Consider the following 14,036-nt stretch of genomic DNA (forward strand, 5'->3'; position numbering starts at 1 on the left):
GATCAAAAATGAGCAACTAGATAATCCAAATGGATTATCTAGTTGGGAACAGTTTTACGCGCTCGCAGCATAATTACGCCTTGAGATTAGAGTCATAGTCGCTTATTAAAACTTTGCGACAGAACCCAAAAAAAAGACATTATCGTAAGTCAAAAAACTTAACTCTGACACGCAAAAACTGGAAGCAGTTTATTGGTAATAAACACACCATTGCCCAACAAGTCTTACATTAAAATAATAATCCAATGTCCCACATATCCCATTGTATTTCACAATGGGATTTTTTATATCCAAAACGATGCCGCCATTCCATTGCTGCTTATACTCAAGTTGTCGCCTAAACTCATACCAACCCTGATCTAGAATTGACTTATTGAGCCATGACACATTCCATTTATATACTAATGAAAGTATAGCATTAATAGTATACAAAATAATGGAGTAAAGCCGTTTTCGGTTTTACTCGGACGGGGCAGATATTTTGTGTAAGCGCAGTGTTGTACTTTTATCAGACATAGAGGTAGAAACGAGTTCGGCCATAAACAGTCCGCGAAGAGCATTAATAATATCCACTAATCGACTCGGTTCATCCATGATGATAGAGAGAGGTAAAGGCCGAGATAAAATCTGCTCATCATTAAAACAGGTATTGATTAATGCCTTATCCGTATAAATAACCCCTTTTTCACGTTTTCCCTCTGGGATATCGAGCATGGATTCAAATCCATGCTCTTCATAAAGATAGGTCAGTAAGATAAATAGATGGTCAGCATCGGTAAATTTTTCGCCATACTCACAATTCACTTTATGTAGATCCCCTAATTTCAATTCTAGGTTTCTGCCCTTACGCCCTTGAGCAATAAGTACTTTAATGTCTTTCTTAATGATGGCGTTACGGGGTAACACCACTTGAGATTTTAAAAACTTAATCAACCGTTCATTGCGCTGCGTTATGGTAACGAAACGGGATGACATTTCCATATAACTGTATAAATGAAGTAAGGAAAGAGTGATCAGTTCAGTAAATGCATGATGATATTTTAGTTTGCTCATGAAGTACCATTCCAAATAAAGAGGGCTTAAAATTAAGACAAGACGATGAGGTAAATTATCCGATAATTTGTATAAAATTCAAAAGATTATTTATTTTGAGTCACCGCGTCATGTAATGACGCGCCTTTTTTCATTCGAGTTGCTAAGGACAGAAATGTCAACGTTTAAGAAACGGTAGCCGGCATCACGCATTCATCGCTAACGTTTAACAATAGCCTTATCGCGATTAATCTTTCACTACGGCTTATATTGCGTATTTACCCCCTTAATATCGCCATATTCACGTCATGCTTGCCCCTTTCCTTAATAGACCGCTCTTAACGACCCTAAAACTTGAAGCGTGCGAGAAAGTGGATCGATGAAATTGGTGTTGTTCAGCAAGGTTTCTTCGCGCATCTGCTTACAGATAGAAGCGAGTCATTGATGCTTTGGTGTTTTTTATCTTCTTATAACTGATTTCTTTATATATTTATTAATTATCTCTGTAAGAGCGATATAACCTCTCTTGTTTGTAGCTTCTTTTTCTAACTCTTTTTTCTTACTCCTATTTTAGTAAAGAGAGGCACAAAGTTATCCACAAGACCATATCAAGTCGGTTTGATAGTGATAAAAGCGAGGTAAAACGTCGAATTTTTGGTACAAAAAGGGGGGGGTACAAACTACAGGCGTGACGATGCCGCCGCGTGAGCGGCTAAAAGTAACCGTTAGTGAGGAGAATGTACGGGTGAAGAACGAAAGTGCGTCGTGTGTTGGTTACATAGAGTAGCATTGAGACAGGTCACAAGGCGATTGGCTAACATACGAAAAGGGATCCAATCAAAACGATACCCTTTGTTTTCAGCATTAAGACGATTTTGATAAATTTCAGTGGCTACATTTTTAAAATGAGGCACTCGTAACTCGGTAAAAAAGGCGGTAGAAAACTGTTTGTAGGCCGCAATAGCCCGTATCTCACTGCCTTGGCCTGTTTCATCATTAATGGATATATTGATAGGTAAGGTCGTAATAAAGCCAGCATTGGATAAAAATTTAACATATCGATGCCATTTGGATTCTTCTATCATTTCGCCCCACCGCAATACATAATCATTCATCAGCTCATGATGGCTGATTGTATCCATGCCATTTTTAGAGGGTACGCCAATACGACCATCGGTTAAATCACAACGCGCGAGCAATACCACCATCACTTTTGCTAAGTTTTTTCGTGTATCACGACGATAAATACCCGCGCCCCCCCATAAACATAGGGTACGAAAGCGATAAGGGTTATCAATGAGTTCACGACATGCACTGAATATTTTATTCATGTAAGGGGGGAGTTGCGTGATTGAACCGTCAAGACCAATCTTACGAGCCGTCCAGCCTAACGCAGTTTTAAGAGGTGAATGGGCGTAACCTTTTGCCTTTGCTTTTGCTGCCCGCTCTTCTTCTAAGGCAACGCTTGCGTCTTCAAAGATTTGAATAAACGTCAATCTACGGGCTTTTTGGCGTGCCTTGTATTCACTCTGATGCGTAAGTGGGGAATTAGATGTGCTCATGATGCACCACCACGTCATTGTTTGTTAAGGAATCGAAAACACGGTAAGTGTTTAAAATTCGCTCAAAACAAGAGGTAGACGGTACGATGCAATGGTTTTTTGTAGTAATGGTCATTTTTTGATTCCGAATGTTTAAGGAAATGTTTAGGTGATTAATCCAAACATTGATTACACTCTAATCAAAAAATACAGAAAGATCAAATGATAAAATTTAGGCAACAAAAAAGGCGACCCATTCGGAAGCCGCCTTTTTTGTCGAATGCTATAAGCCAAAGAATCACCAATGACACATCCTAATTTTAGTTAAAATACACTACATAGAGTACTATGTAGCTTCAGTGCGCATTGTAATGCACTCTCCACTAAAACTAAATTAATCATACAACAAACTTTAACTTGCCTCTAGTTTATTTTCATTGTTTTTAATTTAAAACAGATGAAAACCAAAAGACTTTTCCTAGTATTCTTATGTGTTTGTTAAAATATGTTAAACTGATACACTCTTTTTTGTATGCTTCATTATAACTTCTAATCACAACTCCATTAGCTGAAATAGATAACTCTTTGACTCTTAATGCATCATGCATACAAATGACATAAAGCCCCCCATCTTGGATTTCTGTTGTACTTTGATTAATAGCCAAGATAGACCCAGATCTTATTATTGGCTCCATAGAATCTCCAATGGTTCTTATACATACAATATTTTGTTTATTATTTTGAGTGTTATAAACATTTTTAGGTAGAGGGTAATAGGTTTCTTCACTAAATTGATTGGTAAAGCCATTACCTGCTGACGCTGCTATATCTGGCATAAAAGGAACATAAGCAATAATGTCGGTATTGTAAGCAATTTTATCTTTTTTAAAAAAAATTATATCTTTCGGCACACCTAAAATATCAGCTATCTTATCGTATAGCTCTACGTTTGGAAAAGAGATCCCCCTCTCCCACCCTGATACAGCCTGAGAGGTAACTTTCAAGCGTGTTGCAAAATCTTTCTGTTTTAAACCTCTCTTAAGCCTTGCCGTTTTAATTTTTTCACCAATTGAACTCATATCTAAAAGTCTCTCTTCTTGAGGCTTATAAGCCTATATATAGCCTCTATTTTCTCAACCCTTATGATTTAATTTGCTTTAAAATGATTTAATTTGCTTTAAAAGTGTTATATAATTTGTTTAACTGATCATCCACACAGGTTTATGAGTTTTTTTGAGGCATTTTAATATGAATTCCAAACAACAATCTGTTTCAGATGTTCGCCCTATCGGGATCCAATTTGATATTTCGGCAGAAGCTAACGCCGTCTTGATTGAATCGGCAAAAAAAGCTGAACGGACAAAAAAGGGGGAAGCAAAGCTGAGACTACAAGATCACTTGTTACGCTTTCCTGATTGGAAACAGCAGTAAGTAAAACCGTTTCATCGATATATTGTGTTCCTCAAGCGCTAAGAAGGGCGCAGGCAGGGTAAGCCTAAAAAAATCGAAACATTACTATTTCTGGACGTTAACTATGAACAAAAAAATCATAGGTATTCAGAAAGTACAGACACAATATGTGGCTGCTTTACGTGATCATATTCACGGGAGTTGTGTGCATCGTGAGCATACTCAAGCAATAATCACGACACGGCACTGAAAGGTGTCATTTTTACAAAAATTTATTTTTTGCGAAGTAAGTTTCTGTAAAAAAAGGATGAGAAAAATGTTAATGATTATATATGGGCTATTACCGTTAAATCAAAGACTTATGGATATAAAAGGGAAAAATATCCATAAAAAATTGGACATTTTAAACGTAAAGTTTATCGCTTCCAATTCTGCGGGGACTATTTTTGCGGCTCTCGTCACAGATACCCAACACTATCAATCATTGTCTTTTTCATTGGAAAGTATTTACTACAAAACCCCCTCAAAACGTATATCCCCATGCCATGCGCATTTTTGTGATGCTTCTGAACACGCAAAAAAAAGACATTATCGTAAGTCAAAAAACTTAACTCTGACACGCAAAAACTGGAAGCAGTTTATTGGTAATAAACACACCATTGCCCAACAAGTCTTACATTAAAATAATAATCCAATGTCCCACATATCCCATTGTATTTCACAATGGGATTTTTTATATCCAAAACTGGAGAAATTGTATGAAAAACAAACGAAACAATAGACTGATTAGCTTATCCACTCTGATGAATCACATCAAAAATGCAAGCCTTGCCATTGGTTTAATGAGTGTTCCGATCTTGTCATTTGCTGATGGAACCGATCCATTTGCGGGTACGAAGACTGAAATCACGGCAGCAATGGGAAGTTCCTCTGAATTGCATTTTGCTATGTTAGCCATTGGTTTAGCTGTAGCCGCCGTGACAGGGGCTGTAACAAAAAATTGGGTTAGTGCAATTGGTACGTTTATTGTCTTAATTATATTCATGAACGTGGCGGGTACGTTCATAGGACTCACTTAATGACACAATCCAATCAATATTTTATTCCTCGATTGTTGGACACGCCCCCTTCCATTGCGGGCGTTCCGCTCACCGAGATCGCGCCCGCGCTCGTCGTTTTTTTAGGATTCTTATTGGTGGGTCATGAAATGATCGGATTTATTTGTGCTTTGCCGCTTTGGGCTGGAATGAAACGCATTAATACTCGATATGGGCAAAATGCTCTACAAGAATCAATGTTAAATTTTCTTCCCTATAGTATTGGCAAAAATATGTTTAAATTTTCTCCTCCAAACTCATTTCGGTATTGGAGGCGTTAAATGGATATATCGGTAAAACGAGAAAGCCTAGCAATTGCTAAGGGTCTTAACGTGCTGTTGCTCGGATTGGTGGCAGTATTATTGATATTAACGCTGGTACTTGGCTTCTCACTCGCTTATGTGTCTATACATAAGACGCGAACGCTTGTACCTCCCACATTAACTCAGCCCGTCACGCTATCAGAAACGAAAGTCGATGGTGCGTATTTGTCTCAGATGGGTCACTATTTTTTGTGGCTCAAAATGAATGTTTCGCCTGAATCAGTTGTTGGACAATACGCTCAAATACTCAAGTTCGTGGATTCTGATAGCTACCATATAATCGAACCCCAATTTGCCAAAGAGGCAAAGTTTATCAAATCTCAAAAAGTGTCTTCTTCGTTTTTTATTGAGAAAACACAGGTTGACGTGAAAAATTTGATCGTTCGGTTTAATGGCACATTGAAAAAATATGCGCTTGGGACGGCATTACCCGATAAACGATTAACTTATGATGTGCATTTTGCCTATCATGCGGGAAATTTAACTATTGTTTCTATTGTGAAAGGTGCGGCTCGCTAGTTGTATTTGATCCTTTTGTTCACTCAATAAAGGTGAGGCTTTGCCTCACCTTTCTTTTCTTTCTTTTATAGGTTTTTTTATGAAAAAAATCACAATGATTGGCATGGTGATAGCCTCAGTGATGTTGTCACCTTTTGTTTATGCTACTACTCAATCACCCGCTCATTACACTTTAAATGATAACGACACCACTCAAATTGTTCTATCTAGCGTGGATATGAACCGTGTCATGATTGAAGGAGATACGATTAGCGCGATACATTGCCCGACTGGTTTTTGTATCACAGGAAAAACAGATGGGAACGGTGGCGCATTGTTATCACTCGCAAACGGTGTTCCGTTTACTTTATTTTTAGACACGACAAAAGGGCGACATATTGGGGTTTTGGTGCTTCCCGCGTCCACTGCGGGTAAAACCATTTCATTACATGTTGATGCCACGGAAGATGAGGCTCTGGATAGTATCGAGCATAGTGCGGGTTACGATGCGCGTTATGTTGAAATTATGAAAGCAGTCTTGAAAGCGTATGATCACAATCAGACGCTTAAAGGTTATAGCATCAAACATTATTCTACAAAAGAACAAAAAAAACAGCTTAAAAAATACGGGGTTATTCAATCTCAACCTCTTGTTCAATATGAAAGTTCACATTATATAGCCACCTTATATTTACTTTCAAATCATAGCCTAGCAACAGTGCCTCTCTCTCCTGCGATGTTCCACCAAAAAGGTATGCCCGCATTATCATTAGCGTCTGATAGGGTGAAAGGTGAGCACATCTCAACGTTAGTCACATTGAGGGAGAAATAAAATGGAGTTTAAAAAGCGAATTAGCGCATTTCTTTCCAAGGGAAATGATGTGCGATTTGATGAAGAAGCGGATCAAGTTAACCAATTGGTTGAAAAACGAAATTGGGTCATTGTTATTATCGTAATCGTTGTTTTTTCATTGTGTTATTTCACCTATTCAGAATTGAAAGCTCAGCATGACGCGCCTTCAATTAAAAACATGAAGGCAAAATTTGCCTCACCAATTGATCAATCTGATTTTGATTCCAATGTCACCAACTCCTATTTGCAATCGGTACAAGAAAAATTAAAGGATATGCAGATAAAATTAAATGACCAAAATAAGGCAAATTATAAATTTCACGACACTGAAGCTTCGCTCAACAAAGAAATTAAAAATTTAAAAGGAAAGTTGAGTGAATTAACAAATCAACTCAGCACCGTTAAAACAACACATAGCGTTGCCTCAACGGAAAGTGAGCCGATGGATCATACTCCCGCTCAATCTCAATGGAGTCATACCACCAATGCTGCAAATACAACGCCTAATAATGATGATACGTTCGCATTTGATAACCGTCCACGCTATGCCGATGCGCCGCAATTAAAATCGGTGCAACCTGCGCTCGTTATTGATACGACACAAAATGATGCGACGATCACTAGTGGTATCGAATCCTTTAAATTTGCATCCAAGAAAAAAGTTCATAATCCTGACAATTATGTGCCCGCGGGTGCTTTTGTTACAGCCGTGATGACTGGCGGAGCAGATGCTAATGCGGGTATCAACGGTACATCGGACACCGCGCCAGTGACTTTTAGAGCGATCAATAACGGATTTTTACCCAACGGTAAAAAATCTCATTTAAAAGATTGTTTCTTTACCGCGTCAGCCTTTGGTGAAATTTCCAGCTCAAGAGGGATCATTAGAACCGATCACATGAGCTGTACATTACCCAATGATCAAATTTTAGATGTGCCAGTCGAGGCGACCGCGTTCAACTTTGGTAAAAACGGCATTCGCGGAACGGCAGTCATGCGAAACGGAAAAATAATAGAAATGGCGGGAGTCTCGGGAATATTCTCTGGGATTGGCGATACCGCTAAGGCGATGAGTTCGACTCAATCAGTATCACCATTAGGTACGACTACAACCATTAATCCTAGCGATGCTCTCGGGAATTTGGCGGGGTCATCTTTGGAATCGGTAGGCTCGAAACTCTCGGATTATTACATCAAACTCGCAGAACAATATCATCCAGTGATTGAGTTAAACGCAGGTTCAGTGGTGAATATTGTCTTTTTGCATGGGTTTTCATTAGATCCTAATGAAACACCAACACCTACGGCGAACCAACAAAATACCAACATACAACATGTGGTTCAATTACCAGACGCGATTAAAAATTCAATGAAAGGGGTATTTAACAATGCCAAATAAACGACCATTTCGTATGTTTTTGCTCATTATGACAGTTATTACAATGTCAGGTTGCGCAGGAATGAATGATGATTTTTCATGTAAAAAAATTGATGGCATACCAGGCTGTGACTCTATGACGGATATTAACAATATTGTCAGCGATGGGAAAATCTCCAGTGATAGCGATGGTCATGTCACAAAAAATCTAGATGGAGACTCATCATCAAAAAAGTCTACTTCGGCGGGGAAGAGTGTCAATAATCAATCAAAATTAGACAAAATCAAACGCGCCTATTTTGTTGCTTTAAAAAACCCAAAAACACCTTATCGTACTCATGACAAAACAGCAAAAATCACTATTTTTTCTTATAAAGACAGCGCGGGAAATCTTCACGAAACCCATAACGTTTATACCGTGGTAGAGCACGCTCACTGGGTCAATCCATAGGAGGGAAGAATATGCTAAAACGACTCACTGAATCATTTAAACCTTTACACGATTTTTACAAGCAAATTCAATCTCAATCCAATGCCCCAAGTTTAACGGATTGGCTTCCCTATCGAGAATATGATGCCGATGATGAACTGTATTTTAATACCCGCTCTGTCGGCTTTGCGAAAATCATAGAGCCGCTCGCGGGGGCAAACGATGAGCTTGTCGAAAGCTTAAACAAATTTTTGTGTAAACTCCCCGATGGGGAAGAATGGGATTATCAATTTGTTATGCTCGGCACGCATCAAGTCGATGATTATTTAGAGTTAAATCGAAAGGCCGCAAGTGTTCGCGGCGGAATCAATGCGGCACTTGCACAAAAAGAATACGCTTTTTCTCGTTACAGTGCTTGCTATGGATTTCCGACTAAAAAAAATAACACCTATCGGCTTGATTTAAAAAATTATCGGTGTGCCTTGTTTGTTTCACGAGCGGGTTGTGAAGTTGAAGAATTAAAATTAATGAAAGAAGTTCTTGAAACTGAACTCATTCAGTCGAATATTTTCAATCAAAATATGACGCCCGCTGAATTCATTACACATTTATCACAAACATTAAATTTTAACCATAAAGATACCCGCTTAACGGTTCGTGATTATAACCGTCATGAACCGATTAATGAGCAAGTCCTTGCGTCTCACTCTCGATACCTAACGACTCCAGAAGCGATACATTACCAAACCACTATTGGCGAAGAAGATCATGACGGGGTTGTGGTGAATTTTACGTTATCAAAATTGCCAAGTGAATTTCGTTTATACGCCTTCCCCGAAGTGCTCGCCTCATTAACTGATAGTGCAAAATCATTAAAATGTCCATTTCGTATTAGTTGTAATGTACATATCCATGAGAAAACATCTGCAAAAGAAAAGAACGATAGGAAGTTAAAAACAGCAGAGAAGTGGGCGAGTTCGCCAATGGGTCGGCTTATGCCGAAAGTAGGAGAAGAAATAGCAGAACGAAAACATCTTGCGCAAGGCTTTGATAATGACTCATGTAAGTTATCAGGCATGGTGTTTACTCTAACTTTATTTACAACGAAAGAACTGATGAATCAGGATATCACTTCTGCGAGAAAAACTTTTGAGGCGGCGGGACTGGATATTACGCCTGTTCGTCATCTTCAAATGCAAGCCTTGCTTGCCACGCTTCCTTTTTTTCTGCCTAACGGTATGTTCCAAGATATGAAAAAGTTGGGGCGTATTCGAACCATCAAAACCTCGAATATAGTGAATTTTCTGCCCATTGTAACGGGGAGACGGGATCTCAATGTGGGGCTATTACTGCCCACGATGAGAAACCAGATTAATTATTTCGATCCCTTTACTTGTGGAAGTGATAATTACAATATCGCGGTGATGGCAGGCTCTGGTGCGGGTAAATCCTTTTTCATGCAAAATCTCGCCAAGAGCATTTTTGAGCGTTTTGGGCGTATCTGGATTTTAGATAAGGGTGACAGCTATAAAAAACTCACACAAGTGTTTGGCGGTGTCTATATGTCATCAAAGGACATTGCCCTCAATCCATTTACTCATCTCAAGCAATTAGAGGAAAAAAGCCATTCTGATCGTGAAGCACGAGAAAATCCGTTAAAAGTGGCGATTAATGATATTACGGGGTTGATTGCAGCAATGGCTGCACCTAATAGTGAATTGGCTGATTATCAATTACGAGCGATCAGTCTTGCCATCACGAAAGCCTATGAAAAAAAAGGTCACTTAGCTTTGATTGATGATGTACGGGACGCATTAAATGAAATAGCAGAAGAGCAAGAAAAAGATCGGCGGATCCTCGACCTAGCTTTTCAGCTAGGGATTTATTGTACGGATGGGTTGTATGGCGACATTTTTAACAAACCATCTCAACTCGATCCCAATGTGGATTTTACTACATTAGAATTGGATGGTTTTAACGATGAATTATTGCAGCCCGTGGTGTTTGCATTAATGGTGAACATTAACCAAGCCATGTATTTGTCAGGCGACCGAAGCACACCAAAGATGTGCATTATCGAAGAGGCTTGGAAACTCATGTCAGGCGGCAATAAGCAATCGAAAGCGTTCATTGAGAATGGTTATCGAACGGCGCGTAAATTTGGGGGCAGTTTTGCCGCTGTTACGCAAGGCGTCCAAGATTTCTTCTCATCAGATGAAGCGATGGTGGCTTATAACAACTCAGATATTAAGTTTCTTCTCAGACAAGGTGACGGATTTGACGCGTTTTTAAATGAAAACCCCAATGTGTTTTCCCCTTTTGAGCTGAAAATGATCAAGTCGTTTGAACCTGCGGCAAAAGTCGGATACTCCAGCGTCATGATCAAAGCGGGGGGGCAAATATCTTTCCATCGTTTGTTTGCTAATGCGTGGTCACGGATGCTGTTTTCGACAGAACCCAAAGAATTTGAGTTTGTGGAAAAACTGATTACTGAGGGCTTGTCAGAAGAAGATGCCGTGACAAAGGGGGCATGGCATTTCTTTCCCGATGAAATGACACTCTTTGAGAAAATGGAGGCGCAATGCAACGAATAATCATGACAACACAACGTCTTTTTCCGTTTATTATCACAATAATTGTAAGTGTTTGTATCTCGATGCTTGTGATGACTTACACTCAACCAACAAAAATTGTTTCGGTTAATTTACATTCATTATTAGCAAAACAGTCATTGCGGTTAATGGATTTAAAACCTGAAATAGCGAAGAAAAAAAGACCTGAAATAGCGAAACGTATTGATGATGCGTTGGCGATTTATAGTCAGTCAACAGGACAGGTTATTTTAGTCTCTAATGCCGTGGTACAAGGTGTGCCTGACATTACTAACAAAATTAACCAATTATTAAATTAGGAGATTTTCAACAATGAAAAAAAACATTATCGTAATTGGTGTTGCATTAGGGTGTGTGGCGATCTCGGGGTGTACTGCAATGAAAACTGAAATATCAAAACGCAATTTGGTGGTGAAAACCAAAATGAGTGATACGATTTTTCTCGATCCTGTTTCGCCTGACGAACAAACGGTGTATTTGCAAATTCGCAATACCACCGACAAACAAGATTTAAAAATAAAGCCTCAAATCACCACTTTACTCACGCAAAAGGGTTACACCGTCACCAACAATTACAAGCAAGCGCATTATCTCATTCAGGCGAATATTTTAAAAATAGGAAAAAGTGATTTAAACGAATCAAAAGGTTTCTTAGCGCAAGGTTATGGCTCGGCTATTGCAGGGGGTGCAATAGCCGCATCAACAATGGGTAGCGGAACTGGTGCTGTCGGAATGGGTGTTTTAGGCATGGCGGCTGGATTTGTGGCAGACTCAATGGTTGAAGATACTTATTATTCGATGGTGACAGATTTGCAAATATCGGAACATGCGGCAAAAGGTGTTCAAGTAACCGAGCATAATCAAGCAAAATTGCATCAAGGTAATTCGGGCGCAAAAATGGTGACAAGCACGGAAACGACCAGTTGGAAACGCTACCAAACTCGTATCGTGAGCACAGCAAATCAAGCCAATCTAAAATTTGAAGACGCCGAACCAACTTTAGAAAAAGGGTTGGCAGGAGCCATTTCAGGTATTTTATAGCCAACGAATAGCTCAACACAAAACAAGTGAGAAAAAGGTGAAAAAATTCTATTTTTTCGCCTTTTTGCTTTCTTTTACTTCTCAATTCTCTTATGCCAATGATCTAGGCGTTTATGGTGCTATCTATACTCCAATTGAGATTGATATGCTCGATTGGATCCATGCACGTTTAGATTATATGCAAAAAGATGGTGAATGGGATGCGATTAAGAAAAAGCAAAAGGCGATTGTCAAAGCACGAATAATAAGACCGAAACCTGTCATAGGATTAAGTACCACTACCCACCCAAGGACGTATTTCATTGATCCTACTATGACATTACAAAAAGATATTAAGGACTCCAAAGGTAACATTCTCTATCATGCTGGTTTACAAATTAATCCTTTTAACTCTGCAACATGGCCTAACGGCAGTGCTTACCCTCAAGTGCATTTAACAGAACAACTGGCCTTTTTTAATGGCGATGATCCAAAGCAGGTGGCGTGGGCAATAAAGACACAAAAAAATACGCACACTCGTATTAAATGGATTTTAACACAAGGCGAGCCAGCAAAAGTGGCAAAACAATTACATCAGTCTATGTATTTTGATCAAACGGGGCACTACTGCAAACGATTCTCGATTCAGCATATTCCCGTCTTAATCAAACAAGACCACTTTGAATGGAGGGTGCAAGAGTTTGATGTGCAAAACGAAGTCCCAATTCATAACAGCATTAAAAGTGAGCGACCATGAAAAGAATTTCTCTATTTTTAATTACGGTAGGGGTTTGTTTTTATTGGCAAACGGTGACATTTGCGAAAAGTGCGGCATGTACAGGGCATTTTGTTAATCCAGTAACGGATGTGTGCTGGGATTGTTTATTTCCCATCACTATCGGCAAATTACCTGTCGTGCCTTCTATTTATCCCGATACTCATAATCCGTCAATGCCGATTTCCTTTTGCCCTAAACCCGCACCGATTTTTATGCAAATTGGTTTAAATATTGGTTATTGGGAGCCAGATACGCTCATTGATATTACTCGGAAACCGTATTGCATGGTCAATATGGGAACTGAGTTTGGCGGCGGGAATCCAAAAGATATCGGAGGTCATACAACAGTAAGAGATACCAATGACATAGCAAGCCAAGGTACATTTTATTATGCGCATTGGTATAAATATCCCGTAATGCTGTGGCTACAACTCATTGATTCGGTGGCTTGTATGGCAACTGATGAATTTGATTTGGCTTATATAAGCGAACTTGATCCCTTTTGGGATGATGACCAATTGGCATTTACATTAAATCCAGAGGCCGTATTGTTTGGAAATCCGATTGCACAGTTGGCCTGTGTTCCTGAGTCGATGAAAACCTCCCTCGGAAATAGCCTGCCGATAGATGCGCTTTTTTGGTGTATGGGTTCTCAAGGTAGTGCTTATCCATTGACGGGAAACTCAACTTACAGTGATACACCATTGCAAGCTGCGACTCTCATTGCTGAAAAATTTAACTACAAATTACATCGAGAAGGGATTGTGTGGGAGTCTCACGGAGAAGAGGGCGCGATTTGCTATCAAACCCCCATGCCAACGATGCCGAAATCACGTTATCGCTATCAAATGACCAACACTATTCCCGATCCTATTCGTTGCTATCCCTACGGAACTACGACGGTTATTTGGGAGTCAGGGCATGATAATCCCGTTACAGGCCGAAATTTTGGTTATATAAATTTTAAGAAACGCAATTGCGTATTTATTTAACTTATTTTCGCAAAGTTATGGAGCACATATGTGAACTACTCGCTAAAGGAAAACCAACATGTATTATCAAGC

At 39.3% G+C, this 14,036-nt stretch carries 16 protein-coding genes; 13 read left to right on the forward strand and 3 right to left on the reverse strand.

What is annotated here, in order from left to right; translation table 11 throughout:
• Positions 1-459: 459 nt before the first annotated feature.
• From HC723_RS10910 to HC723_RS10920, 3 genes are all read right to left on the reverse strand, one after another.
• On the reverse strand, positions 460-1,053 hold the full coding sequence (locus HC723_RS10910) for a DUF2913 family protein (protein WP_190339091.1): 594 nt from the start codon (positions 1,051-1,053) through the stop codon (positions 460-462).
• 704 nt (positions 1,054-1,757) lie between these two features.
• Positions 1,758-2,594 (reverse strand): hypothetical protein, encoded by an 837-nt coding sequence (locus HC723_RS10915; protein WP_190339092.1) that lies wholly within the window; start codon positions 2,592-2,594, stop codon positions 1,758-1,760.
• Between the two features lie 422 nt (positions 2,595-3,016).
• Positions 3,017-3,652: an XRE family transcriptional regulator gene (locus tag HC723_RS10920; RefSeq protein ID WP_190339093.1), complete on the reverse strand. Its 636-nt coding sequence runs from the start codon at positions 3,650-3,652 to the stop codon at positions 3,017-3,019.
• A 169-nt stretch (positions 3,653-3,821) separates the two neighbouring features.
• Here HC723_RS10920 and HC723_RS10925 point away from each other — a divergent pair, with 169 nt between their 5' ends.
• From HC723_RS10925 to traU, 13 genes are all read left to right on the forward strand, one after another.
• Positions 3,822-4,004, forward strand: coding sequence for a TraY domain-containing protein (locus HC723_RS10925; RefSeq protein ID WP_178306550.1), 183 nt, complete (start codon positions 3,822-3,824; stop codon positions 4,002-4,004).
• A 295-nt stretch (positions 4,005-4,299) separates the two neighbouring features.
• A complete protein-coding gene (locus HC723_RS10930; RefSeq protein ID WP_190339094.1) occupies positions 4,300-4,665 on the forward strand; it encodes a hypothetical protein in 366 nt (121 codons plus the stop codon).
• A gap of 76 nt (positions 4,666-4,741) precedes the next feature.
• A complete protein-coding gene (locus tag HC723_RS10935) occupies positions 4,742-5,062 on the forward strand; it encodes a hypothetical protein (RefSeq protein WP_190339095.1) in 321 nt (106 codons plus the stop codon).
• Positions 5,062-5,361 carry a type IV conjugative transfer system protein TraL gene (gene traL / locus HC723_RS10940; RefSeq protein WP_190339096.1) on the forward strand — a complete coding sequence of 100 codons (300 nt, stop codon included), beginning with the start codon at positions 5,062-5,064 and terminating at the stop codon, positions 5,359-5,361. Before HC723_RS10935 ends, traL begins: the two co-directional genes overlap by 1 nt.
• On the forward strand, positions 5,362-5,922 hold the full coding sequence (gene traE / locus HC723_RS10945; RefSeq protein WP_190339097.1) for a type IV conjugative transfer system protein TraE: 561 nt from the start codon (positions 5,362-5,364) through the stop codon (positions 5,920-5,922).
• Positions 5,923-6,001: 79 nt separating this feature from the next.
• Positions 6,002-6,733 carry a TraK domain-containing protein gene (locus HC723_RS10950; RefSeq protein WP_190339098.1) on the forward strand — a complete coding sequence of 244 codons (732 nt, stop codon included), beginning with the start codon at positions 6,002-6,004 and terminating at the stop codon, positions 6,731-6,733.
• Position 6,734: 1 nt separating this feature from the next.
• Entirely contained in the window at positions 6,735-8,153 is a 1,419-nt protein-coding gene (locus HC723_RS10955; RefSeq protein ID WP_190339099.1) for a TraB/VirB10 family protein, read from the forward strand.
• Positions 8,143-8,583 carry a type IV conjugative transfer system lipoprotein TraV gene (gene traV / locus HC723_RS10960; RefSeq protein ID WP_190339100.1) on the forward strand — a complete coding sequence of 147 codons (441 nt, stop codon included), beginning with the start codon at positions 8,143-8,145 and terminating at the stop codon, positions 8,581-8,583. Before HC723_RS10955 ends, traV begins: the two co-directional genes overlap by 11 nt.
• Positions 8,584-8,594: 11 nt before the next feature.
• Entirely contained in the window at positions 8,595-11,156 is a 2,562-nt protein-coding gene (gene traC, locus HC723_RS10965; RefSeq protein ID WP_190339101.1) for a type IV secretion system protein TraC, read from the forward strand.
• Positions 11,157-11,158: 2 nt separating this feature from the next.
• Positions 11,159-11,473, forward strand: a complete 315-nt coding sequence (locus HC723_RS10970; protein WP_190339102.1) for a TrbI F-type domain-containing protein — start codon at positions 11,159-11,161, stop codon at positions 11,471-11,473.
• Positions 11,474-11,486: 13 nt separating this feature from the next.
• On the forward strand, positions 11,487-12,215 hold the full coding sequence (locus HC723_RS10975) for a complement resistance protein TraT (RefSeq protein ID WP_190339103.1): 729 nt from the start codon (positions 11,487-11,489) through the stop codon (positions 12,213-12,215).
• Between the two features lie 37 nt (positions 12,216-12,252).
• Positions 12,253-12,951, forward strand: coding sequence for a type-F conjugative transfer system protein TraW (gene traW, locus HC723_RS10980; RefSeq protein ID WP_190339104.1), 699 nt, complete (start codon positions 12,253-12,255; stop codon positions 12,949-12,951).
• Positions 12,948-13,964: a conjugal transfer pilus assembly protein TraU gene (gene traU, locus HC723_RS10985; protein WP_190339105.1), complete on the forward strand. Its 1,017-nt coding sequence runs from the start codon at positions 12,948-12,950 to the stop codon at positions 13,962-13,964. Before traW ends, traU begins: the two co-directional genes overlap by 4 nt.
• Positions 13,965-14,036: the final 72 nt, after the last annotated feature.

The organism is Vibrio sp. S11_S32, assembly GCF_014694465.1.
Lineage (GTDB): Bacteria > Pseudomonadota > Gammaproteobacteria > Enterobacterales > Vibrionaceae > Vibrio > Vibrio algicola.